A 24,027-nucleotide genomic window follows, 5' to 3' on the forward strand; every position below is an offset into this window, starting at 1 on the left:
AGGGGCTCACATTCTGAAGACGCCGTAGCCGCTGGCATTGAGCGGGCGTTCCATCGGTCCGAAGCGGGCGAGTTCGAGGGCCAGTGCCAGCACCTGGCGGGTGTCGCCGGGTTCGATGATGCCGTCGTCCCACAGGCGTGCCGTCGAGTAGTACGGGTTGCCTTGGGCTTCGTACTGGTCGCGGATGGGCTGTTTGAATGAGTCTTCGTCCTCGGCGCTCCACGTCTCTCCGCGGCCTTCGAGCTGGTCGCGCTTGACCGTGGAGAGCACGCTGGCGGCCTGTTCGCCGCCCATCACGGAGATGCGGGCATTGGGCCACATCCACAGGAAGCGCGGGGAGTAGGCGCGGCCGCACATCGAGTAGTTGCCGGCACCGAAGGAGCCGCCGATGACGACGGTGAATTTCGGCACCCGGGCGGTGGCGACGGCGTTGACCATCTTCGCTCCGTGTTTGGCGATGCCGCCGGCTTCGTAGTCGCGGCCGACCATGAAGCCGGAGATGTTCTGCAGGAACACCAGCGGCACGCTGCGCTGGTCGCAGAGTTCGATGAAGTGGGCACCCTTCTGCGCGGATTCGCCGAAGAGGATGCCGTTGTTGGCCACGATGCCCACCGGGTGTCCGTCGAGGTGGGCGAATCCGGTGACGAGGCTCGTGCCGTATTCGGCCTTGAACTCGTGGAACTCGGACCCGTCGACGAGGCGGGCGATGACTTCGTGGACGTCATAGGGGGTGCGCGAGTCCACAGGGACGACGGATGTCAGTTCCTCCGGCGCGTGCGCGGGCAGTCGCGGTTCGACGACGTCCCAGTTCGGCGCGCCCTTCGGCCCGAGCGTGGAGACGATGTCGCGCATGATCTCCAGGGCGTGAGAGTCGTTGGCCGCCAGGTGGTCGGTGACGCCGGAGACCCGGGAGTGCAGCGCACCGCCGCCGAGCTCTTCGGCGGTGACTTCCTCACCGGTGGCGGCCTTGACCAGGGGCGGGCCGCCGAGGAAGATCGTGCCCTGCTCGGAGACGATGATCGATTCGTCGGCCATGGCCGGGACGTAGGCACCGCCGGCGGTGCAGGAGCCCATGACGGCGGCCAGCTGCGGAATGCCCGCGGCAGAGAGCGTGGCCTGGTTGAAGAAGATGCGCCCGAAGTGTTCACGGTCGGGGAACACGTCATCCTGGTTGGGCAGGTTGGCCCCTCCGGAGTCCACGAGGTAGATGCACGGGAGGCTGTTCTCCTTCGCGATCTCCTGGGCGCGCAGGTGCTTCTTCACCGTGACCGGATAATAGGTGCCGCCCTTGACGGTGGCGTCATTGGCGACGATGACGCATTCGCGTCCGGCGACCCGGCCGATTCCGGTGATGATTCCGGCTCCCGGGCTGGCGTCGTCGTACATGCCGTTCGCGGCCAGCGAGGAGAGCTCGAGAAACGGGGTGCCGGGGTCGAGCAGTGCTTCGACGCGATCCCGGGGCAGCAGTTTGCCGCGGTCGATGTGGCGTTGCCTGGACTTCTCGGAGCCGCCGCGGGCGGTGGCCGCGATGCGCTCCCGGAGTTCAGCGATGAGCTCGGCGTGGGCGTCGGAATTGGCCTGCCCCATTGCCGGACTGATCGCAGTTCCCACTGCTCTCATTCCATCCTCGTTTCAGTTAACGATTATTAACTGACTGCTATGATACTGCTCACGAGCGAAAGTGACAATGCACGGTCGGGACAACGCCCGGATCACGGTGCTCGGCAGCGCAGCAGCGACGAGGAAGGAGAACGGGCATGCCCGACGACGACACGGCCAAGCCGACGGCACGAGCGGCGGCGAAGGCGGCGCGGCGCGAGCAGCTGCTCGCAGTGGCGAAGACGCTCTACGCCAGGCACGGATTCCACGGGGTGCGCCTTGATGACCTGGGCAAAGGGGCCGGGATCTCGGCACCGGCCGTCTACCGTCACTTCTCGTCGAAGGAAGCAGTGCTCGAGGAACTGCTCGTCGGCATCTCCGAGTACCTGCAGTCCGGCGCGGAGGCGATCGTCGCCGAGTCGGGCACCGGCACCGAGGGGGCCTCCCCCGCTGCGACGCCTGCGGAGGCGACTCTGCGCCGCCTCATCGACTTCCACGTCGACTTCGCGATGAGCGAGCCCGAGCTCATTCTCATTCAGGACCGCGACCTTGCGGCCCTGCCGGAGAGTTCGCGGCGGACCGTCCGGCGCCTGCAGCGCGCCTATGTCAGCCGGTGGGCCGAGGTCGTCACTGCCGCCCACCCCGGATGGTCACTCGAGGCGGCGACGGTACGCGTTCATGCGGTGTTCGGGATGATGAATTCGACCCCGCACCAGGCTCGACGCTCCAGCGCCGAGGTGGTCGGGGTCGAACTGCGTGCCGCCGCGGCCGCGGCATTGACCGTCGGCTGAGCCGACAGCTGAGGAAGCGGCTCGAAGAACGGCTCAGGGCACGATGACGAGCTTTCCGCGGACATGCCCGGTCGCACTGTCCTTAAACGCCTGCGCCACCTCGTCGAGGCCGTAGGTCTTGGCGACTTCGACAGAGAGCTTCCCTTCATCGGCGAGGAGGCCCAGTCGTGCGGTCTCGGCTCCGTCGGGGCGCACCCAGATGTACCGTCCGCCGTGTTCGGCGACGCTGGGATCGGCCACCGAAGCGTGGCTGCCGCCGTCAGCGAGCACAGCCAGGGTCTCGTTGAGGGCTTCCCCGACGAAGTCAGCGACCCCGTCGACCTTCCCTCCGGCGGTGTCGAGCACGCGTTCGACCATTCCGTCCCCGTAGGTCACGGGCTCGGCACCGAGGCCGCGAAGATAATCGTGGTTGGCTTCCGATGCTGTGCCGATGACGCGGGCGCCTGCTGCTCGTGCGATCTGCACCGCGAAGCTGCCCACTCCCCCGGAGGCCCCATGGATGAGCACGGTGCGGCCCTCGATTGTGCCGAGGGATTCGAGGGTGCGCAGAGCCGTGCCGCCGGCCAGCGGCAGTCCGCCCGCCTGCTCCCAGCTCAGACTCTTCGGCTTGGCTGCGACAGCCCGCACCGGGACCGCCACCTTCTCGGCGAAGGTCCCCGTGCCCAGCACGTCCTTGCGCGCATAGGCGACGACCTCGTCTCCGATGGAGAATTCCGGGGTGTCGAAGCCGAGTCCGACGACGACACCGGCTACGTCCCAGCCCGGAGTGACGGGGAACTGCGTGGGCATGACCGGGTCGAGGTGGCCGCCGACCAGCTTCCAGTCGACCGGGTTGACGCCCGCGGCCCTGACCTCGATGAGCACCGAGGCGGGTGGGAGTTTGGGCTCGGGCATCTCGCGGACCGTGATGTCGTCGAAGTTCTCGGTGTAGGCGTCGTAGACGGCGGCTCGCATAGCAATGGCCTTCCGGTTGATGTCAGTGACACTGGATGTTCAGTGTGACTGGACAACACCGGAAGGCCATCGGGCTATTCCTGTGGACCGCCCCGCCTCGGCGGGATGTCCTCAGTCGATACGCGACTTACTCGTAGGTCTCCCCGGTCTTCGCGCGCTCGACCAGCGAGGCCGGCGGGGTGAAGTGCTCGCCGTACTGCGCGGCCAGTTCCTTCGCTCGCGCCACGAACCCTTCCAGGCCACCCTCGTACTGGTTGACGTACTGGAGGACGCCGCCGGTCCAGGCGGGGAATCCGATGCCGAAGATGGAACCGATGTTCGCATCCGGCACCGAGGTCAGCACTCCCTCGTCGAGGCATTTGATCGTTTCGATCGCCTCGGCGAAGAGCATGCGCTCCTGCAGGTCGGCGAAGGGCTGATCGTTCGACCCGGAGTCATACTTCTCACGCGTCCCCTGCCACAGCGCGGTGCGTTTGCCAGCCTCGTCGTAGTCGTAGAAGCCGGCACCGTCCTTGCGTCCGGTGCGTCCCTGCTCGACCATCCAGTTGAAGACCGCCTCGGAGGGGTGAGCGACCCAGGTGCCGCCTGCGGCCTCGACCGCGTCTCGGGTCTCCTGATTGATCTTCTGCGACAACGTCAGCGTCAGCTCGTCGAGCAGCTGCAGGGCACCGGTGGGATATCCGGCCTGCAGCGCTGCCTGTTCGACTGTCGCCGGCTCCACGCCTTCGCCGACCGCGGCGACCGCCTCGGCGATGAACGTGCCGATGACGCGGGAAGTGAAGAATCCGCGGGAGTCATTGACGACGATCGGTGTCTTCCGGATCTGCTGCACGAGGTCGAAGGTGCGGGCGAGGACCTCGTCGGAGGTGTTCTCTCCGCAGATGATCTCGACCAGCGGCATCTTGTCGGCAGGTGAGAAGAAGTGGACTCCGATGAAGTCCTTGTCCCGGTTCACACCCTTGGCCAGTTCGGTGATCGGCAGGGTCGAGGTGTTCGAACCGAGGACCGCGTCGGGTTCGACGATGTCCTGGATCTCCTGGAAGACCTTCTGCTTGAGGTCGACGGACTCGAAGACAGCTTCGATGACGAAGTCGACGCCGGCGAAGTCCTCGGCGGAGGCACTCGGGGTGATCCGGTCGAGGACGGCCTGGGACTTCGCCTCGGTGGTCTTGCCCTTGGCCAGGGCGGATTCCTCACGCTTGGCGGCGTAGGCCTTGCCCTTCTCCGCATTGGCGAGCTCGACGTCCTTGAGTACGACTTCGATGCCCGACTTCGCGGCGCTGTAGGCGATCGCAGCACCCATCATTCCGGCACCGATCACACCGAGCTTCTTCACCGGACGAGGTTCGAACCCGTCAGGCCGCGAGCCGCCGGAGTTGATGTGGCCGAGGTCGAAGAAGAACGCCTTGATCATGTTCTTCGCCACCGGGGTGTGGGTGAGGTGGACGAAGTAGCGGGTCTCGACGTCCAGAGCCGTGTCGATGTCGACATAAGCGCCTTCGACCGCTGCGGCGATGGCAGCACGCGGGGCAGGCATCGGTGCTCCCTTGGTCTGACGGCGCAGGAGAGCGGGCAGAGCGGGAAGCATGGAACCCAGCGAGGGCGAGGTCGGCGATCCGCCGGGCATCTTGAAGCCCTTGACGTCCCAGGGCTGAGCCGCTTCGGGGTTGGCCTTGATCCAGTCTTTGGCGCGGTCGACGAGGTCACCGACCGGTGCCAATTCATCGATGAGTCCCAGCTCAAGGGCATCTGCCGCTTTGAACTTCGTCGAGGGCAGAATCGCCTTCTGCAGTGCATTCTGAAGACCGATGAGTCGAACGGTCCTGGCGACGCCGCCGCCTCCGGGAAGCAGTCCGAGTGAGACTTCGGGGAACCCGACGCGCAGGCTGGAGACATCCTCCGCCGCGATCCGGTGGTGAGTGGCGAGTGCGAGCTCGAGCCCGCCGCCCAGGGCTGCGCCGTTGACGGCGGCCACGACGGGCTTGCCCAAGGTCTCGAGTCGACGCAGGAGTGACTTCATATGGTTGGTCCGCGCGGCCTCGGCTGCGGAGTTCTCCGGGTCTGCCGCGCGCAGTTTGTTGAGATCGCCTCCCGCGAAGAAGGTCTTCTTCGCCGAGGTGATGATCACGCCCGTGATGTCATCGACGTTGGCCTCGAGCCACTTCACGGTGCCCTCGAGGGCGGCCGCGAAGTGGTCGTTCATGGTGTTGACCTTGGCGTTCGGATCGTCAACGACGACCGTGACGATACCGTCGGAGTCGGTGGTGTGGGAGTATTCGGTGTTCGTCATGTCAGACCCTTTCGATGATCGTCGCGATACCCATACCGCCACCGATGCACAGGGTGACGAGTCCGCGCTTGAGGTCGCGCCGTTCGAGTTCGTCGAGAATGGTGCCCAGAATCATGGCTCCGGTGGCTCCGAGCGGGTGGCCCATAGCGATGGCTCCGCCGTTGACGTTCACCTTCTCGTGGGGGATGTCGAGATCCCGCATCCATTTGAGCACGACGGCGGCGAAGGCCTCGTTGAGCTCGAACAGGTCGATGTCATCGACGGTCAGTCCGGCCTTGTCGAGGGCCTTCTGCGTGGCAGGAGTCGGTCCGGTGAGCATGATGGTCGGTTCAGAACCGGTGACCGCGGTGGCGACGACGCGCGCACGCGGCTTCATACCCATCGACTTGCCGACCTCACCGTCGCCGACGATGACGAGGCTGGCGCCGTCGACGATCCCCGAAGAGTTCGCTGCGGTGTGGACATGGTCGATGGCCTCCACCCAGTGGTACTTCTGCAGCGCCACCTCGTCGAATCCCGCCTGGGCGGCGACCTTGGTGAATGCCGGGTTGAGGGAGGACAGCGATTCCACTGTTGATCCCGGGCGCATGTGCTCATCGGTATCGAGCAGCGTGATGCCGTTGATGTCCTTGACAGGGACGATTGACTTCTCGAAGTACCCGTTCTTCCAGGCATTCGCGGCACGGGCCTGGGATTCGGCGGCGAAGGTGTCGACGTCGGTGCGGCTGAAGCCCTCGGTGGTGGCGATGAGGTCGGCGCCGATGCCCTGCGGGACGAAGTAGGTGTCGTAGTTCGTCGCCGGATCCTGGGCCCAGGCTCCGCCGTCGGAGCCGAGAGGCACGCGCGACATCGATTCGACCCCGCCGGCGACGACGAGGTTCTCGAAGCCGCTGCCGACCTTCTGTGCGGCGAGATTGACGGCTTCGAGCCCGGAGGCGCAGAAGCGGTTGACCTGGACGCCGGCGACGGACTCGTCGAGTCCTGCCACAAGTGCCGCGGTGCGGGCGATGTCCCCGCCCTGTTCGCCCACTGGCGAAACGACGCCGAGGACCAGATCGTCGATGGCTTTGTCGTCGAGTTCGGGGTTGCGCTCGCGCAGTGCGTCGATGAGCCCGGTCACGAGATCGATGGGTTTGACGCTGTGCAGAGAACCGCCGCGGTTCTTGCCGCGCGGGGTTCGCACCGCGTCATAGATGAACGCTTCGCTCATGTGTTCCTCACAGTCTGGATGGAAGACCGACCACAAGATCTGATCGATCGTTCAGTAACATTCGCACGTCCCATTGTGCCCCGGTTTCCGGTGACGGGCAACACATGCAGACGGCGGAGAGACGGCAGTGGGGTGACACCGTCGAAGAGAAGGCGATGGCGGCGGGGCGAAATCAGAGCAGCTGCAGAAGGAGGCCGAGCAGCGCTGCGCTCAGGCCCGCGAATCGAAGAGCGACGACCAGTCGACGATGATGGGCATCGATGAGCTCCGCGAAGCCGCACAGCACCATCAGTCCTGCCGTGGTCAGCGATGTTCCGGGCATGGCCTCGGCCCACGACAGCGACGGGGCGACGAGACTGGCTACCAACACCAGACCGAAAGCGACAACAGAGAACTTCGCAGCGCTGTTGTGGCGAGGTGGACCGAACAGCTCGTCCTTGAACGTCCTTCGAGAGGTCGAGGCGCCCGCCGGAATATCTGCATCCACCATGCCCTCAGTGTCACATCCGCACCCGGCGACTGCCAAGGGCACCTGTACCCGCGCGATCACGGATCCGAGCGCAGAAAGCCCCTCCCACTCCGTGTCTGCACTGGAGTGGGAGGGGCGTTGCCGAGCCGCCTACCAGAATCGAACTGGTGACCTATTCATTACGAGTGAATCGCTCTACCGACTGAGCTAAGGCGGCAACCGGACTAACTTTAGCCAACTCTCCTGCCGAGCGTCAAAACGAAGGTCCGCTCTCGCGGTCCTCTCCAGCACACCGGGCGAACCTCCTGATCGCGCCGGGTCCCACCGCCTGCGTCTGACCTCACCTCGGAACCGGTTAACCTGGTAGGAACAGCAGACGGAAGAGGAATGGGAGACACCTGTGGCAGAGTTCGACTCCGACGATTTCATGAGTGACTTCCAAGCCCTCATCGAATGCGAGTCGTTCTCCAACGACCCCTCGTCCCTGGCCCGCAGCGCACAGCTCGTCTCCCGCATCGGCACCGGAATGCTCGGTGCCGCCCCGCAGATCATCGAGACCGACGCCCACCCGCATGTGCTCTGGCGCTTCGGCTCCGGACCCCGCAAGGTTGTCCTCGTCGGCCACCACGACACCGTCTGGCCCACCGGCACGCTTTCGGACTTCCCGTACTCGGTCAAGGACGGAGTCGTCCGCGGACCCGGTGCCGATGATATGAAGGGCGGGCTGCTCATCGCCATCTACGCGCTGGCCCGGGTCCGCGCCGAACTCGGCACCCTCGACGGGGTCAGCCTCCTCATCACCGCCGACGAAGAGCTCGGTTCTCCCGGCTCCCGGTCGATCATCGAGGACGAAGCCCGCGGAGCCGAAGCCGCGCTCGTCTTCGAAAGCGGCGCTGCCGACGGTGCGGTGAAGATCGCCCGCAAAGGGGTGGCGATCTACCAGCTCGAGGTCACCGGTCTGGCCTCTCACGCCGGTGTCGAACCCGAGAAGGGCATCAACGCCACCATCGAAGTGGCCAACCAGGTCATCGACATCGCCCAACTGCACAAACCGTCCCTCGGCACCTCGGTCGTCCCGACGGTGATGTCGAGCGGATCGACGACGAACACCGTCCCGGCCAAAGCCGTCGTCGGCATCGACTCAAGGGCCGCCTCGGCGAGTGAACAGGTCCGCATCGATGAGGCCCTGCGCGCGCTCACCCCCACCGTGGCGGGGGCGAAGATCGAACTCAAGGGCGGGATCAATCGGGCCCCGCTCGAAGAGGAGATGGCGATGGGCCTCTACGCACGTGCCCAACGACTGGCGGGCAAGCTCGGGCATCCTCCGCTGCGCTCCGTTGCCGTCGGCGGCGGATCGGATGGCAATTTCACCGCCGGAGTCGGAACCCCGACCCTCGACGGTCTCGGCACCGTCGGCGGAGGCTCCCACGCTCGCACCGAACATGCCCTGCAGATCTGGATTCCCCGCCGCATCGAACTCACCGCGGCGCTCGTCTCAGAACTCCTCAGCAAACGCTGAGGGCACAGCCGCGCCCCAGTGTCGGCCCACGCCGCCGACGGTTGTCGCGTAGGGCTTCTGTGACCGCGAGGCGTCAGATCGCTCCCGAGCGGTCCTCCTGCAGCCACGGGTTCGACAGCAGCACGAACGCCGCCTCGACGATGAGCACCGGTGACATATTCGTCTGCAGACGCTGTCGGGCCTCGGTGATGGCGTCGATGCGCAGCAGGGTGGTATCCGGTCCGTCCCGGTTCGCCTGCTCGGCGATGAGGTCGACCTCGCCGTCGTTGATCCAACCGTCGCGGATCCCCAACTGATACATGAGAATGTCGCGGTAGAGGCTCATCAGTTCGAGGAAGATGCGATCGAGCTCATCGTTGCGAGCCCGCACCGACCGTCTCTTCTGCTCTTCTTCGAGCTTCCTGATCTGTGCCCTGGCCGAAGGCGGAATCGTCTTCTCCGTCTCGATGCCCAGGGTCGTCAGGAGCTCGGCGCGTTCGGCTGCGTTGCGCTCCTCGACCCTCGACTTCGCCGTTTCCGCCGCGGCATCGACGATGCGTCCGGCCAAGCGGATCGTCGCCCCCACCGAGGTGAGTTTGCCGGGGATCGCGAGGATCTGTCGGCGTTCGGCGTCGGCCGATTCGCTCAGCGCCAGATACTTCGCCCGGCCGATGTGGTTCTGCGCCACGGCGGCCGCCCACTTCGCGCGATCCTCGTCGACGTGATCACGCTGCATGAGCAGCTGCGCCACGGCATCTCGAGACGGAATCCGCAGTCGCACCGGTCGGCACCGCGAGCGGATGGTCGTGAGTACGTCGATCGGGCTCGGCGCGCACAGCAGCCAGACGGTTCCGGGAGGCGGCTCTTCGATGGCTTTGAGCAGAACATTCGCCGTCCGCTCCATCATCCGGTCGGCGTCTTCGATGATGACGACCCGCCATTTCGAATTCACCGGAGCGGACTGAGCCTTGGACACGAGCTCACGCACCTCTTCGATCGAGATGACCGATTTCTGAGTCGACATGATCGTCAGGGACTCGTGATGGCCCGACAGCACCCTGGCGGTGACGTCATTCGACTCGGTGCCGCCGGAGATCAGTGCGGCGGCGAACGCCCGGGCGGCGTTCGACCGGCCCGACCCGGGTGGGCCCGTGAACAGCCACGCATGGGTCATCGCGGCCGGGTCGTCCAAGGCATAGCCGAGCTGGGTGATGACATCGTCTTGGCCGACGAGTTCGTCGAAGACGCTCACTTCAGGATCCCTCCGGGTCGTTGAAGCGACGGTTGTTGCGTTCGCGTTGCCTGCGCAGCCGCTCTCGAGCCTGCCTTTCGATCTCGGCCTGGGCCTGCAGACGTTCACGGCTCATCTCGCGAGCGCTGCGTGCCGGCAGCACCGTCGTCTCTGCATCGCCAGCAGGGGCTCCCTCGTCGGGTTCCCCTTCGGCGATGGGATCGGCTTGTTCGACGACGCGGGTTTCAGCGTCCTCAGGGGTCACTTGGCTGACGACGCGGGTTTCAGCGTCCTCCGCAGTCACCTGGCTGACGACTCGGGTCTCTGCGTCTTCGTCGTTGGCTGGATCTTCGCTGAAGTCAGTGGAATCGGAATCGTCGTCTGCACCTGCATCGTCCGAGTCGGCGTCGTCCGCTCGGTCATCCGATGTCGAAGGTTCGGATTGCCTCACCGGGGTCGCGGCGAAGTTCTGATCGCTCGCCGAGGCGGCCGGGCCGTCGCGCAGGTCAGCTCCGAGGTCGACCCGTTCGGTGGGAACGGCTCCGGACGTCTCCACTTCCGCGTCGCTGATCGCGCTCGGGATGAACCGGTCGTCGGCCACCGGGACGAAGCGCGGTCCGCGCTCATGTCGGTCGGCGTCACCGGCAGAGGAGTCTTCTGCGATCTCGGAGGGGGCGTCATCGGGTCCGGTGTCGGTGGCGTCGTTGTCGTCGCTGGTCTCCGGGGAGGCAGCGACCGCCTCGGTGCTGGTGCCATCGCGAGAGAGCAGAGCCTGCGGAAGCCGCGCCCGGACGGCGGCGAGCATCTGCGCGGTGAGCTCATCGGCACTGACCGAGGCGTCGAGGACGACATAGCGGTCCGGTTCCCTGCGTGCCCGGGACAGGTAGGTCTGGCGCACACGCTGGTGGAACTGCTGGTTCTCCTCGTCGAGGTAGTTGCTCTCCCCGCGCTGCCCCATCCGCTCGGCGGCGCTCTCGGGATCGATGTCGAGCACGATCGTCAGGTGCGGGACGAGTCCCTGGGTCGCCCAACGGCTCAGCGCCTGGATCGTCTTCTCGTCGAAGCTGCGGCCGGCGGCCTGATAGGCGATCGTCGAATCGATGTAGCGGTCGGTGATGACGATGGCGCCCTCATCCAGGCTGGGGTCGACCAGCGACGCGACATGGTGGGCGCGGTCGGCGGCGAAGAGCAGCGCCTCGGTGCGGGGGCTCGGCGGGTCGGCGTCGAAGAGGACGGAGCGGATCTTCGTGCCCAGCTCGGTGCCGCCGGGTTCCCGGGTGGACTCGACGTGATAACCGTCGTCGGCCAGGGCACGGGAGATCCGTTTGATCTGCGTGGTCTTCCCGGCCCCGTCGCCGCCTTCGACAGCGATGAAGAAACCGGCGCCGAGGCGCTGAGTCGAATTCCCGAGCCCGCCGGCAGAGGCTTCCGCCTGATTCGGTGGGCGGAACCCGTGGACGATGTCGACGGACAGACCCTGCAGTTTGTGCGGGTCGAAGATGAACAGGCCGATGATTCCGGCGACGAGGGCGGCGATGCCGAAGACGAGGAACGCCACGTCACTGGGCGCGAGCACCCAGTCTGGGCTCGACCCGACCTCGACCGTGCCGCCGAGGTCGAAGGCGTTGATGACCAGGGCCAGACCGGCACCGGCAACGGCACCGTAGCGGCGAGAGAAATCGTAGGGTTGGGCGCGCACGCCGATGCCGACGAGGAATGCGATCGCTGCTGAGAGCACGACCTTGCCGGAGAGCTCGTTGATGGCTCCGGTCGCCAGCAGCAGCACACCGGAGACGAGCAGGGCGAAGGTGGACACACGGGGCCGGGACATTCCGGGGGCGAAGGTCGGTCCCATCTCGAAGCCGATCGCCCAGCCGACGAGGCAGCAGGCGATGATGAGTGCGAAACCGGCCTGCCCGTACCCGTGACTGATCGCCGTCGGCTGCGCGAGCATGAAGGTGGCGCCGAGTACGGCGAAGAGTCCGATGCACACCCAGGGGTTGGCGATCGCCTCGGCGGGACGGACCACGCGAGCTTTGAGTTCCGGGAACGAACCGGTGGTCGCGGTCTCCGCGTGCAGGACGCGTTCGGGGGTGAGGAAGATGATGACGGAACCGGCGGCCATGCCGATGCCGACGAGCAGCGATGTCCATCCGAGCGCTTGGGTTCCGGCGGTGGATCCACCGAGGATCTGAAAGGCACAGGAGACGAAGACGAGGACCGCGGCGGGGATCCCGACACGACGCCACGGCTTCTCGTTCGTGAACGGGTTGATGCTCATGAGCAGACCCACCACGGCCCCGAGGAACAGGGCGGCGACCCAGGTCAGCCAGGCGCTGGGTGCCAAGCTGAGGACGATGAGCACGGCGGCCTCGACGACGGCGGCGATGCTCAGCGCGGTCTTGCGCACCGCCGGTGACCGGGTGGCGAAGACCTTCGCGGGAATGAAGAGGCCCGCGCATGAGAGCGCGAAGACGATGAGCAGCGACAGGGTGCCCATCCGATTGTCGAAGCCTCCGGCGCTGATGGATTCGCCCATCGCGGTGAAGGCGCGTCCGCCCACCGTGGCGAGAAGTCCGCTGGTCCCTGCCACCACATAGCTGATCGCGACAAGTACGATCAGTGCTCCCCAGGCGGCGGTCTCGGTGACCAGCCGGCCGGGTGCTCCGGGCAGTCGGTGTCCTGTAGTCGTCAACATGCTCACAGCTCTAGACTATCGGTCTCGACTGACATATCTCTTGGAACCCGATGCGATCTCCGACAACCCGAACCGCGCCGGGGTCGACCCATCCTCTACTCTTGTTCACGTGCACACAGACATTCCGGCCATGACCACGGTGGCGACTGAGGGGTTGGGGCCCGTTGCCGAGCTCGCTTTCGCCCGTGTCCTCCTCGACTCGGTCAAGGCCGGTCGTCGCGGGGCAACGCTGCGGATGTACCGCCCTCAACCGACCTTGGCCTTCGGTGCCCGCGACCGTTTCCTGCCCGGCTTCACCACCGCGATCGAGGCGGCCCGTGACCACGGTTTCACGCCCGTGCTGCGCAGCCTCGGCGGCCGGGCGGCGGCCTATCATCCGGGATCGCTGGTCATCGATCACATCGAACCGAGTGATTCCTTCATCACGAACACGAACGCCCGGTTCACCGGTTTCGGTCTCGATTACGTCGAAGTTCTGCGCGGCATCGGAGTCGACGCCCGCCTCGGCGAGATCCCCGGCGAATACTGCCCCGGTGAGCACAGCGTGAATGTCGCCGGACGGATCAAGGCCATCGGGACCGCCCAGCGAGTGGTCTCGGGAGCATGGCTGTTCTCCTCCTCCGTCGTCGTCGAGGACCCGGACCCGATCCGTGCCGTCCTCACCGATGTCGAAGCCGCCCTCGGCATCGACTGGGACCCAACGACGGGTGGGTCGATCAGTGAGATCCATCCCGAGGTCACGGTCGATGCCGTCGCCGAGGAGTTCGCTTCGTACTATGCTCACGCCGATGCGCATACGCCCGAATCACCGACGCCTGAAGAACTGACAGCGCTGCCGGACTATGTCGGCAAGCACCTGCTGTGAACCATATCCACCACCGGGAGGAAGAATGTCCCTGACGATCCGTGAGGCCGGAGAGGATGATCTGTCCGACATCCTCCGTCTCGTCCATGACCTGGCCGTGTACGAGAAGGAACCGGATGCCGTCGAGGCCACCGAGGCGGACTTCGCCGCGGTGATGTTCCCCACCGACGGTCACCCGAACACCTACGGTCTCGTGGCCGAGGTCGACGGGGAGGTCATCGGCATCGCCATCTGGTTCCACTCGTTCTCCACCTGGACGGGCAGGAACGGGATCTGGCTCGAAGATCTCTATGTCTCGCCTGAGCACCGAGGAATCGGTGCCGGGAAGGCGCTGCTGGGGCGTCTGGCTCAGATCTGTCAGGAGCGGGGGCTGGCCAGGCTCGAGTGGTGCGTGCTCAAGTGGAACACACCATCGATCGGGTTCTATGAGTCTTTGGGTGCGAAGGCTCAGGACGAATGGGAGACCTACCGGCTCGATGGAGCGGCGCTCACAGCGTTCGCCGAGGCCGACCTCATGCGTCGAGGTTGAGTTCGATCTCTTCGAGCCGCTCGATAGGGCGGAAGCCCAGCCGCCGGTTGATCGCCAGCATGTGCTCGTTCTCTTCGGCGTTGTAAGTGATGATCGCCCGCGCCGCCAACTCCGATCGGGCGAACTCGCCTGCGGCGGCGGCCTTCACCGCAGCACCGAGCCGATGGCCCCGGTGCTCGGCCCGGACGAGAGTGCCCCACTGGTAGACCATGGACTCGGCCGAAGAGTGGACCAGCTGGGTGTAGGCGGCGATGTCACCAGAGGGGTCGAGAGCGATCGCGGCGAAGCTCGTACGCCCTTGGGCCGCGAGGATGGCCTCCTGCTCGCGGATATCGGCGGCCGAGGTCGCCGAGGGTTCGATCTCGCGCTCCCCCGTCGGCGCTTCGGTTTCGATGAGCCCTTCCATCTGGGCCCATTGAGCCACGAACTCCTCCGGCACATCTCCGCTCCAGGAGCGAAGCTCGAAGTCCTCGTGGAAGGGTTGTGCTTCCTCGGCGATCGCGCGAATGAGCGTGGGCTCCAGAGGCAGAGGACATTCGCTGCGCAGCTCTCCGATGGCGAAGGCGAACGCGTGGTGCTCGGCGAAGGCGATTCCCGGAACCAGCGCTGCCGTCCGTGAGTCCCCGGTGCCGAGATCGGCAGGCTCGGCGGCGCGGTCCGCATCCACGAAGGTGCGGCCCGCACCCTCGTAGGGACGGAAGACCTCCGAGGCGATCACCCTGCGGCCCAGTTCCCGTGCTCGGGTCCGAACGAATTCGAGCATGGCGGAGCCGACACCTCGGCGCCGGGATTCGGGATCGACGTAGAGCTCGACATCGACGCGGTGGCGGTTGTCGCGGAGCGGAACCGTCAGCGCGATCGCACCGATCGGGCGACGTTCCTCGGCCGGTCGGTGTGCAAGATAGAGTTCGGTCCTCGACGAGCTCCGCTCCACTCGCAGCTGGGCCCCCAGCTCTGCCTGGGACCACACCGGAGCCTCAGGACCGCGATCATGACGGCGTGCCGCCGAGTACACCGCATGCCATCGCGCGAACGCGTCGTCATCGGCCGGGTCGTTGCGGCTGATGGAGACCGAGAGGGAATCTGGCATGGAGGCTCAGCCTCAGGGAGTCTTCGGCTTCGTCGTGCTCGTCGTCTTCGCGGCCGTGGTCTTCTTCGCCGTGGTCGATTTGGCGGCCGTGGTCTTCTTCGCCGTGGTCGACTTGGCGGCCGTCGTCTTCTTCGCCGCCGTGGTCTTGGCCGCAGTCGACTTCTTGGCAGGTGCCTTCTTCGCCGTCGACTTCTTCGCCGGCGCCTTCTTCTTCGCCGGTCCCTTCGCCCTCTTCTCGGCCAGCAGAGTCGCTGCTCTGTCGAGGGTCATCGACTCGACGGAGTCGTCTTTGCGCAGAGTCGCGTTGAACTCACCGTCGGTGACATAGGGCCCGAAGCGACCGTCCTTGACGACGACCGGCTTCTTCGAGATCGGATCCTCGCCGAGTTCTTTCAGCGGAGCCGCGGCACGACGGCCACCGCGCTGCTTGGGCTCGGAGTAGATCTTCAGCGCCTCTTCGAGGGTGATGTTGAAGATCTGCTCTTCGTCCGTCAGCGACCGAGAGTCCGTGCCCTTCTTCAGGTACGGTCCATAGCGGCCGTTCTGCGCGGTGATGTCCGTGCCCTCTTCGTCCTGACCGACCACACGCGGCAAGCTGAGCAGCTTGAGCGCGGTGTCCAGATCGATGGTGTCGAGGTTCATCGACTTGAACAGCGAACCGGTGCGCGGCTTGGGTTTCTTCGCTCCGCGCTTGGACTTCTCCTCGGGCTCGGGAAGCACCTCGGAGACATAGGGGCCGAAGCGACCATTTTTCGCCACGATGGTGTACCCGGTCTCCGGGTCGACTCCGAGTTCGCGGTCGTCGCCGCCCTGAGTCTCGATGAGCTCGGCCGCCTTGGCGGCTGTGAGCTCATCGGGAGCGAGATCATCGGGGACGGAGACCCGCTTCGGATCTTCGCCCTCGACTCCGGACGGCACCTCGAGGTAGGGACCGTACCGGCCGACACGCAGGTTCACACCGTCGCTGATCGCCACGGTGTTGACCTCACGGGCGTCGATGTCACCGAGGTCGTCGACGATCGTCTTGAGGCCCTCGCGGTCCTGAGTCTGGTCACCGAAGTAGAACCCGGCCAACCAGTCATTGCGGTCCTCTTCGCCCATCGCGATCCGGTCGAGTTCGGATTCGAGATCGGCGGTGAACGCATAGTCGACGAGCCCGGTGAAGTGCTCCTCGAGCAGCCGCACGACAGAGAACGCCAACCAGCTGGGCACGAGAGCATTGCCGCGCGAGGTGACGTACCCGCGATCCTGGATCACCGAGATCGTCGCCGCGTAGGTCGAGGGTCGGCCGATGCCGAGCTCTTCGAGCTGCTTGACCAGGCTCGCCTCCGTGAAGCGCGGCGGCGGGGCGGTCGTGTGACCGTCGGCTTCGGCCTTGACCACCGACAGCGCCTGGCCCTCTTCGACCTGCGGCAGGCGGGATTCGCCGGACTTCGTGTCGTAGCGGGAGGCGTCCTGCCCCTCTTCGTAGGCGGCGAGGAAGCCGCGGAAGGTGATGACGGTGCCGCTGGCGCTGAAGCCGGCCTCGTGGCCGTCGGTGAGCGCGGCACTGACCTTGATCGTCGCGGTCTTGCCCTTCGCATCGGCCATCTGGCTGGCCACGGTGCGCTTCCAGATGAGGTCGTAGAGACGGAACTCATCGCCGTTGAGCTGTTTGGACACCTGCGCCGGGGTGCGGAAGGAGTCACCGGCGGGACGGATCGCCTCGTGGGCCTCCTGCGCCGACTTCTGCTTGCTGGCGTACTGACGCGGTGACTGCGGCACGAACTCGGGACCGTAGAGCTCGGTCACCTGCTTCCGGGCTGCGGCGATGGCCTGGCCCGAGAGCGACGAGGAGTCGGTACGCATGTAGGTGATGTAGCCGTGCTCGTACAGCGACTGAGCGGTGCGCATGGCCTGGCGGGCGCTCATGCGCAGCTTGCGGCCGGCTTCCTGCTGCAGCGTCGAGGTCGTGAACGGGGCGGCAGGACGGCGGGAGTACGGCTTCGATTCCACCGCGGACACCGTCAGAGCGTTCTTCGCACTGCCGTTGAGTTCGGTGGCCAGAGCTTCCGCCCGGGCCTGGTCGACGACCGTCGCCGAGGTGTTCTTCAGCTGACCCTTGTCGTTGAAGTCACGTCCCGAGGCCACACGGGCCCCGTCGAGGGTGGTGAGGTTCGCGGCGAACGGGTTTGTTCCGTCGGGCAGCCCGAGGTCGATGTCGAGGTCCCAGTAGTCGGCGGGCACGAAGGCCATGCGTTCGCGTTCGCGTTCGACGACGAGCCGGGTGGCCACGGACTGGACACGTCCGGCCGACAGGCCGGCTCGGATCTTGCGCCACAGCACGGGTGAGACCTCGTAGCCGTAGAGACGGTCGAGGATCCGACGGGTCTCCTGTGCGTCGACGAGCGAGGTGTCGATGTCGCGGGTGTTCTCCAGAGCGCGTTCGATCGCCTCAGGGGTGATCTCGTGAAAGACCATGCGTTTGACGGGGATCTTCGGTTTGAGCACCTCGAGCAGATGCCAGGCGATGGCCTCTCCCTCGCGGTCCTCATCCGTTGCGAGATAGAGTTCGTCGGCATCCTTGAGCAGGCGTTTGAGCTCGGTGACCTTCTTCTTCTTGCCCGGGTCGACCCGATAGTAGGGGTCGAAGCCGTTGTCGACGTCGACGGCGAACTTGCCGTAGGGCCCCTTCTTCATATCGGCGGGCAGTTCCGAGGGGGTGGGCAGGTCGCGGATGTGCCCGACCGACGCCTCGACGTCATAACCGTCGCCGAGGTATCCCACAATCGTTCGCGCCTTCGTCGGAGACTCGACGATGACGAGGCGACGGGGCTTCTTCTCGGTTGTGGTCACGCTTTCACATTCCTCTCACGGCATCTGCTGCTCGCTGCAACGGACGATCCGGCCCAATGTAACACTGTTGAATGGCCCTGATCGTCATCGGCTGGTTCGGCCCTGACCCTGCCCGGACTTCACCGGGACACGGCGTCAACGGTTTACGATCCTATCCCCTTCCCCCGCCGTCCCGGGTCGCCGAACCCTCGGTCGAGTCGATGTCCGGCAGCAGCACACCCGCTGCAGACAGGGCTCTGACCTGGGCGATGAGCTGATCTTCGAGTGCCGTCGCATCGACGTCGAGCAGCTGCGCAAGCGCGCTGGCCGTCTGTCGCAGAGTCAGTGATCCATCGGCGACGGAGACGAATCCCGCCAGCGCCGTGTCGAGGTCGAACTCCTGCCCGAAGCCGATGCCCTGCTCCAGGGTGATCGAGCTCGGTTCTGATTCGCCGGGCACGAAATGGCGGTGTTCGACAAGGTCCGGTGACCGTGTGAACGCAGTCGCGGCGATCTCCTCGGGCCCGACCGACGCCAGCCAGGACCGGATCGCGACGATCGTGGTGAGGAATTCGGCGAGTCCGTGCGGATTGTTCGCCGGCGCCGAGGTGGTCCTCACCCGGGTCTTGAACGTCCCGGAGCCGATCGTTGGCACATCGTTATCGGCCCGTGTCATGAGCACGTACCCGAAGACGATCTCGTCCACAGCTCTCGTGGCGAAGTCGGCGAGCCAGGCGGCGACCGCGGTGTTCCATGCGGCGCTGGCGCGCGGGATCCCGCCGTCGCGGATCCAGGTCTCCGCGTAGGCGATGGGGTCGAGGGCTTCGCGTTCGATGACGAGAACCGAGGTGTCGTCTTCGCTGACCCAGGTCTCCGGTCCATCCGCATTCGCCGAGGAGGTCTCCCAGTTGCCGAGGCAGACGCTGCGTCCGCCCGGGTTCAGTGCCGCAGGGATCTGGGAGAACAGCGTACGCACGAGAGCGTCTCCGGTCATTCCGCCGTCCCGGTATTCGAAGGTCGTGTCCGTGCTGCGTGGGGTGATGACGAACGGCGGGTTCGACACAAGCAGGTCCACGGGTTCGTCGACCGGTTCGAGCAGAGATCCGTGCCGGAATTCGATGGTGTCGACACCGTTGAGCTCAGCCGAAAGCGCTGCCAGGTGCAGGGCGCGGTGAGAGGTGTCGGTGGCGATGACCCGTGTGCTGTGGCGAGCCAGCAGCAGGGCTTGGATGCCGCAGCCGGTGCCGATGTCTGCGGCCAGTTCGACCCGGTCGCGTGGGGTGATGGACACGAGCGTGCGTCCGGCCCCGCCGAGTCCGAGGACGAACTCCCCGTCGAGAGCCTCCGGCGTGGTCAGGGTGCCGTGATCGGCGACGAGATAGAGGTTCTCATCCCCTGTGCGGAAACCGCGTGGAACTCCCACCGGAAGGTCATAGGGAGTGAGGGCGAACGGTGCGCTGACCTCATCATCGGTGATCTCGATCAGCCCCGCCTCGGCGGCGGTGTCGACATCCTCACCCAACACGGCGCGGACCGCTGAGAGATCGACTCTGCGGTGGAAGTGGAACAGCAGGGCCAGATTCGCCAGGCCACGGTCGAATTCGGTGGCCGAGTCATCGACGAGAACCTGAGTGCAGCGGTGAATGGCCGGAGCGGCGTTGTTGCGAACGAGAGCCTCCGAAGTCGCGGCACCCCAGAGCTGCCGCAGCCGCGGCTCGGTGTAGCCGGCACGGTAGAGGGTCTCGCTCAGGCGGGTCAACGGAAGATCAGTCACAGAAGAATCCTAACGACTGCGCCATAATTGACCCATGGCCTCCTCCGCTCTCCTCGATATCGTCACCGCTTTCGGTGCCCGGGATGAGCACATCGTCCACGTCCGCGACATTCCGCAGCGTTTCGAGCACGATGCCGACTGGCCCGACTGGATCGACGAGGAACTCAAACACGCCTGCCATGCCATCGGCGTCGACGCCCTCTGGCATCACCAGCTCGAAGCCGCGAACACGGCTCGCAGCGGATCCGACATCGTCATCGCCACCCCGACCGCCTCGGGGAAGTCCTTGGGGTTCTGGCTGCCGGTGATCGAATCCATCCAAGCCACCCGAGACAAGCTGCGCACCGCCTCGGCGCTCTACATCGCCCCGACAAAGGCGCTCGCGGCCGATCAGCTGACCAAACTCGAACGGTTCATCATCCGGGGCATGCGGCCCGCCGCCTACGACGGGGACACCTCCCAGGCGTCGAAGGACTGGGCGCGACGGCATGCGAACATCATCTTCACCAACCCGGATATGCTCCACCGCGGCATCCTGCCCCAGCACGAACGATTCGCGCGGATGTTCAAGAATCTGCGGTTCATCGTCATCGACGAAGCCCACCGGTACCGCGGCGTGTTCGGGTCCCATGTCGGCCTCATCCTCCGCCGGCTGCTGCGCATCGCCGCCCACTACGGAGCATCGCCCGTCGTCATCGGGGCTTCGGCGACGATGGCCCAGCCGGATGCGGCGTTCGCCAAGCTCACCGGGCGGCCCGCGCACGCCGTGACCGAGGATTCCTCCCCACGGGCCTCAGGCTCCTTCGCACTGTGGGAGCCGCCCGTCTCACCGGGCGGGGACAGACGCAGCGGACTCGTCGAAGCCGCCGACGTCATCACCGATGCGATGTGCGCAGGCTTCCGATCACTCACCTTCATCGCCTCCCGCCGCGGCACCGAGGCACTCGCCCAGACCGTGCGCGATCAGGTCGGTGAGGTCGATGAGTCGCTGACCGGAAAGATCGCCGCCTACCGCGGAGGGTATCTGGCTGAGGAACGGCGGATGCTCGAGACCGCTCTGCGTTCGGGGAAGCTGCTGGCAGTGGCGTCGACGAATGCCCTGGAGCTCGGCATCGACATCTCCGGGCTCGACCTCGTCATCATCTCCGGCTGGCCCGGCACTCTGGCCTCCCTGTGGCAGCAGGCCGGTCGTGCCGGCCGGGCCGGACAGCGGTGGATGGCCGTGTTCATCGCTCGTGACGATCCGCTCGACACCTATGTCGTCCACCACCCCGAAGTCATCTTCGACTCCCCCGTCGACGCCGGGGTCATCCATCCGGGCAACCCACATGTGCTCTCCGGACATCTGTGTGCAGCCGCCGCCGAGGTGCCGCTGAAGGAGGGCGATCTCGTGCACTTCCCGGACAACTCGGCCGAAGTCATCGACGACCTCGTCGAGCAGAAGCTGCTGCGGGCCCGTCCGACCGGATGGTTCTGGGCCAAGGACCAGCCGGCGACCGACCTGTCCGATATCCGTGGATCCGGCGGTGGTCAGTTCCGTCTCGTGGAGGCGAGCACGGGCACCCTGTTGGGCACGGTTGATGAGTCCGGGGCGCACACGGGAGCCCACCCGGGTGCGGTGTACACGCATCAGGGGATCGATTTCATCGTGCTCGATCTCGACCTCGAGGACCACATCGTCGCGGTCGAACGAGCCGAGGTCGACTACACGACGCAGCCGCGTTCGCAGACGGAGATCGAGATCGTCGACACCGATGCGCAGCGGGTTCTGCCGTCGGGGATCGCGGTGTGCAGCGGCACCGTCGACGTCAAGGACCAGGTCGTGGCCTACCGGATGCGGGCGAAGCGGGGCGGGGCGATCATCGCCGAACACGAACTCGACCTGCCCGAGCGCACCCTGCGCACGAAGGCCGTGTGGTGGACGGTTCCGCAGACAGCGCTGGACGAGGCCGAAGTCGCAGCCGGGGATCTGCCCGGTGCCGTTCATGCCGCCGAGCATGCCTCCATCGGGCTGCTGCCGCTCTTCGCCGGCTGCGACCGGTGGGATATCGGCGGGGTCTCTACGGCTCTGCACGCGGATACCGGCATGGCCACGGTGTTCGTCTACGACGGGCTGGCCGGCGGTGCGGGTTTCGCCGAACGCGGGTCCGAGGTCTTCGAGGACTGGCTGGCTGCGACCAGGGATGCCATCGCCGCGTGTGAGTGCATCGACGGATGTCCCTCATGCGTGCAGTCGCCGAAGTGCGGAAACGGCAACGAACCCTTGGAGAAGGACGCCGCTCTGCGTCTGCTGCGCATCGTCCTGCGCTGAGGATCCGCGGTGAGCCGCAGGGCGGCGGCGCTGCTTCGGTCGTCCTCAGCCACCGTCGACCGGGTCCTATCTTCCTGCGACGGCTTTCTCCCTGACCTTCGGCAGCGGGCCCGGGATGTCGACTTCGACAGCGACATACGCCGACTGCTCACTCAGCGACGCCACACAGTCGCTCAACGACCCGCCGTTGCGTTCGGCCACCTCCTTCGCGATCTCGCACGGTTCGCCGGTCGCCAGTCCGCGCACTGCGTCTGCAGCGGCCAGCGCCGCCAGGTCCGCGGCGTTCTGTGCCTGGCTGTAGGCGGCGAACGCCTGGGAGAGGCTGCCGACGGCAGTGACAAGGACGAGCACGATCGAGCAGAGTCCGACGACGATGTTCATCATGACGGCCCGCTCCGATCTCCTTCGTATCGGGCGGTGGCGTTCGCATCGACCGTGTCGAGGAAGAAGATCGCGGCAGGCAGGCGAATCGTGACCGTGACGACCGAATAGCCTCCATCGGCGCGCACGGCGACATTCGCCGAGCTGCCGGCGTGCTTCTTCGCTTCGGCGATGACAGCCGCCTGGGGTTCGCCCCGGGCGATCTCACGGGCCGCCGAGCGTGCCGCGTCGAAGGCGCGCAGCTGGGAGAATCCGATCGCGGCAGCTCCCGTGAGCACAACGAGCAGGAGCACGACGGCGGGGAGGACGACAGCGAATTCCGCCGTTGCCGTTCCCTCATCGCGCTCGTGGTCCCGGTGTCGCTGACGGGAGCGTCCGCGTGCCATCTCGGCTCAGGCTCCCAGCCCGAGTGCCGAGGAGATGACCCCGGTGACGAGTTCCTTGATCGGTTCGGACTTGAGGATCACGACGAGCAGCGCCGCGAATCCGCAGGCGGCCAGTGTGGTGATGGCGTACTCGGCGGTGGTCGCTCCGGTGTCGGCCTCCCAGAACTGTTCGATGCTCTCATCGTCATCGACCGAGTCGATCCGGTCGACGGGCGGGCCGTCGGTTTCCGGGGGCGGGGATGTGGTGCTCATGCTCTCCTCCTTGGCAGCAGACCCGTTCGCACTCTGCGAGCGGAACTTCAGCCTGGGAGCCAGGAGGCAGCGATGTCGAGGGTCGAAATCTTCCCTGTGGAAACCGTGCCGCCGTCCACAGGGAGATCATGGACGAGTGGCCGGGCCGTCCACAGTCATCGGCGCCGAAGTGGCGTGACGACCAGCAGGTCCGCACCGGGACCGGTGCCGGGTCGGTGCACGGGTGGTTCAGGTGTTTCCGGCCCAGTCGTCTCTGAGGATGGCCATGATCACTTCGTCATGACGGCGACCGTTGAAGAACACTGCCTCGCGACGACGCCCCTCCTCGACGAACCCGGCCTTCGTATAGGAAGCGATGCCGCGGGTGTTGAACGCCCAGGTCTGCAGCTCGATGCGGTTGAGTCCCAGCTGCAGGAAACCGTAGCTGACAGCCAATCGCACAGCGTCCGAACCGTAGCCGCGGCCGTGGAATTCGGGGCCGAGGACGATGGCGAGTGTCGCGGACTGGTTGATCGGGTTGCGACCATAGAGGGTGACGTGCCCGACGAACTCCTCGGTCTCCGTCAGTTCGATGCTGAAGCCGACCGCCTCGCTCGAGGTGTTCGCGCTCCACTGAGAGAACTGCTCGGAGACTCCGCCTTCGGGTCGTGGGAGAACCGTGTGGTTCTGCAACACGACGATCGAGGGGTCGAACCACCATTGTTCGAGGTAGGGAAGATCGTCCTCTCGCAGAGGTCGCAGTCGCACGGAGCGACCGACGAAGAGATTTTCGGCGTATTCTTCCGCCTGTTCGACATTGGACAGCTGGTTGAAAGGTGTGACCGGTGCCATTCGTCGACCCTATCGGTCGACCCTGAAAGCCACCAACTCACCACCCCGGCTGCG

General features: G+C 66.0%; 19 protein-coding genes and 1 tRNA gene. 5 read left to right on the forward strand and 15 right to left on the reverse strand.

The features are described from left to right. Positions 1–6 precede the first annotated feature (6 nt). The gene (locus EB836_RS01060; RefSeq protein ID WP_135537264.1) at positions 7–1,620 is read right to left on the reverse strand and encodes a carboxyl transferase domain-containing protein; all 1,614 of its coding nucleotides are present in this window, start codon (positions 1,618–1,620) and stop codon (positions 7–9) included. A 137-nt stretch (positions 1,621–1,757) separates the two neighbouring features. On the opposite strand from EB836_RS01060, the gene EB836_RS01065 reads away from it, so the two are divergent. After that, the gene (locus EB836_RS01065; RefSeq protein WP_135537265.1) at positions 1,758–2,390 is read left to right on the forward strand and encodes a TetR/AcrR family transcriptional regulator; all 633 of its coding nucleotides are present in this window, start codon (positions 1,758–1,760) and stop codon (positions 2,388–2,390) included. 33 nt (positions 2,391–2,423) lie between these two features. Here EB836_RS01065 and EB836_RS01070 read toward each other — a convergent pair whose 3' ends face one another. The 5 genes from EB836_RS01070 to EB836_RS01090 form a co-directional block, all read right to left on the reverse strand. After that, positions 2,424–3,344 carry an NADP-dependent oxidoreductase gene (locus tag EB836_RS01070; protein WP_135537266.1) on the reverse strand — a complete coding sequence of 307 codons (921 nt, stop codon included), beginning with the start codon at positions 3,342–3,344 and terminating at the stop codon, positions 2,424–2,426. Positions 3,345–3,471: 127 nt separating this feature from the next. Beyond that, a complete protein-coding gene (locus tag EB836_RS01075; RefSeq protein ID WP_135537267.1) occupies positions 3,472–5,634 on the reverse strand; it encodes a 3-hydroxyacyl-CoA dehydrogenase NAD-binding domain-containing protein in 2,163 nt (720 codons plus the stop codon). 1 nt (position 5,635) lies between these two features. Next, complete coding sequence (locus EB836_RS01080) at positions 5,636–6,844, reverse strand: acetyl-CoA C-acetyltransferase (RefSeq protein WP_135537268.1); 1,209 nt, start codon at positions 6,842–6,844, stop codon at positions 5,636–5,638. A gap of 172 nt (positions 6,845–7,016) precedes the next feature. Then, positions 7,017–7,334, reverse strand: coding sequence for a hypothetical protein (locus tag EB836_RS01085; RefSeq protein WP_135537269.1), 318 nt, complete (start codon positions 7,332–7,334; stop codon positions 7,017–7,019). A 123-nt stretch (positions 7,335–7,457) separates the two neighbouring features. Beyond that, a tRNA-Thr gene (locus EB836_RS01090) sits at positions 7,458–7,530 on the reverse strand. A gap of 183 nt (positions 7,531–7,713) precedes the next feature. On the opposite strand from EB836_RS01090, the gene EB836_RS01095 reads away from it, so the two are divergent. Continuing rightward, positions 7,714–8,832, forward strand: coding sequence for a M20/M25/M40 family metallo-hydrolase (locus tag EB836_RS01095; RefSeq protein WP_205683264.1), 1,119 nt, complete (start codon positions 7,714–7,716; stop codon positions 8,830–8,832). Positions 8,833–8,905: 73 nt separating this feature from the next. Here EB836_RS01095 and EB836_RS01100 read toward each other — a convergent pair whose 3' ends face one another. After that, positions 8,906–10,063 (reverse strand): DNA polymerase III subunit delta', encoded by a 1,158-nt coding sequence (locus tag EB836_RS01100; protein WP_135537270.1) that lies wholly within the window; start codon positions 10,061–10,063, stop codon positions 8,906–8,908. Position 10,064: 1 nt separating this feature from the next. After that, positions 10,065–12,740 carry a dTMP kinase gene (gene tmk / locus EB836_RS01105; RefSeq protein ID WP_135537496.1) on the reverse strand — a complete coding sequence of 892 codons (2,676 nt, stop codon included), beginning with the start codon at positions 12,738–12,740 and terminating at the stop codon, positions 10,065–10,067. A gap of 109 nt (positions 12,741–12,849) precedes the next feature. On the opposite strand from tmk, the gene EB836_RS01110 reads away from it, so the two are divergent. After that, positions 12,850–13,605 carry a lipoate--protein ligase family protein gene (locus EB836_RS01110; RefSeq protein WP_240689525.1) on the forward strand — a complete coding sequence of 252 codons (756 nt, stop codon included), beginning with the start codon at positions 12,850–12,852 and terminating at the stop codon, positions 13,603–13,605. Positions 13,606–13,630: 25 nt separating this feature from the next. Beyond that, complete coding sequence (locus EB836_RS01115; RefSeq protein ID WP_135537271.1) at positions 13,631–14,134, forward strand: GNAT family N-acetyltransferase; 504 nt, start codon at positions 13,631–13,633, stop codon at positions 14,132–14,134. On the opposite strand, the gene EB836_RS01120 is transcribed toward EB836_RS01115, so the two are convergent. The 3 genes from EB836_RS01120 to EB836_RS01130 form a co-directional block, all read right to left on the reverse strand. After that, entirely contained in the window at positions 14,118–15,224 is a 1,107-nt protein-coding gene (locus EB836_RS01120; protein WP_135537272.1) for a GNAT family N-acetyltransferase, read from the reverse strand. The two genes, EB836_RS01115 and EB836_RS01120, sit on opposite strands and share 17 nt — an antisense overlap. Before the next feature lie 12 nt (positions 15,225–15,236). After that, complete coding sequence (gene topA / locus EB836_RS01125) at positions 15,237–18,059, reverse strand: type I DNA topoisomerase (protein ID WP_135537273.1); 2,823 nt, start codon at positions 18,057–18,059, stop codon at positions 15,237–15,239. A 151-nt stretch (positions 18,060–18,210) separates the two neighbouring features. Continuing rightward, positions 18,211–19,812 (reverse strand): class I SAM-dependent methyltransferase, encoded by a 1,602-nt coding sequence (locus EB836_RS01130; protein ID WP_240689526.1) that lies wholly within the window; start codon positions 19,810–19,812, stop codon positions 18,211–18,213. Between the two features lie 34 nt (positions 19,813–19,846). On the opposite strand from EB836_RS01130, the gene EB836_RS01135 reads away from it, so the two are divergent. Continuing rightward, entirely contained in the window at positions 19,847–22,123 is a 2,277-nt protein-coding gene (locus EB836_RS01135; protein ID WP_135537274.1) for a DEAD/DEAH box helicase, read from the forward strand. 66 nt (positions 22,124–22,189) lie between these two features. Here EB836_RS01135 and EB836_RS01140 read toward each other — a convergent pair whose 3' ends face one another. The 4 genes from EB836_RS01140 to EB836_RS01155 all read right to left on the reverse strand — a co-directional run bounded on the left by EB836_RS01140 (position 22,190) and on the right by EB836_RS01155 (position 23,973). Next, positions 22,190–22,507 carry an Rv3654c family TadE-like protein gene (locus EB836_RS01140; RefSeq protein ID WP_135537275.1) on the reverse strand — a complete coding sequence of 106 codons (318 nt, stop codon included), beginning with the start codon at positions 22,505–22,507 and terminating at the stop codon, positions 22,190–22,192. Further along, on the reverse strand, positions 22,504–22,890 hold the full coding sequence (locus EB836_RS01145) for a TadE family type IV pilus minor pilin (protein ID WP_135537276.1): 387 nt from the start codon (positions 22,888–22,890) through the stop codon (positions 22,504–22,506). Before EB836_RS01145 ends, EB836_RS01140 begins: the two co-directional genes overlap by 4 nt. Before the next feature lie 6 nt (positions 22,891–22,896). Beyond that, positions 22,897–23,142 carry a DUF4244 domain-containing protein gene (locus tag EB836_RS01150; RefSeq protein ID WP_135537277.1) on the reverse strand — a complete coding sequence of 82 codons (246 nt, stop codon included), beginning with the start codon at positions 23,140–23,142 and terminating at the stop codon, positions 22,897–22,899. Between the two features lie 228 nt (positions 23,143–23,370). Beyond that, on the reverse strand, positions 23,371–23,973 hold the full coding sequence (locus EB836_RS01155) for a GNAT family protein (RefSeq protein WP_135537278.1): 603 nt from the start codon (positions 23,971–23,973) through the stop codon (positions 23,371–23,373). Positions 23,974–24,027: the final 54 nt, after the last annotated feature.

This window comes from Brevibacterium sp. S111 (genome assembly GCF_004745075.1).
Classification (GTDB): Bacteria; Actinomycetota; Actinomycetes; order Actinomycetales; family Brevibacteriaceae; genus Brevibacterium.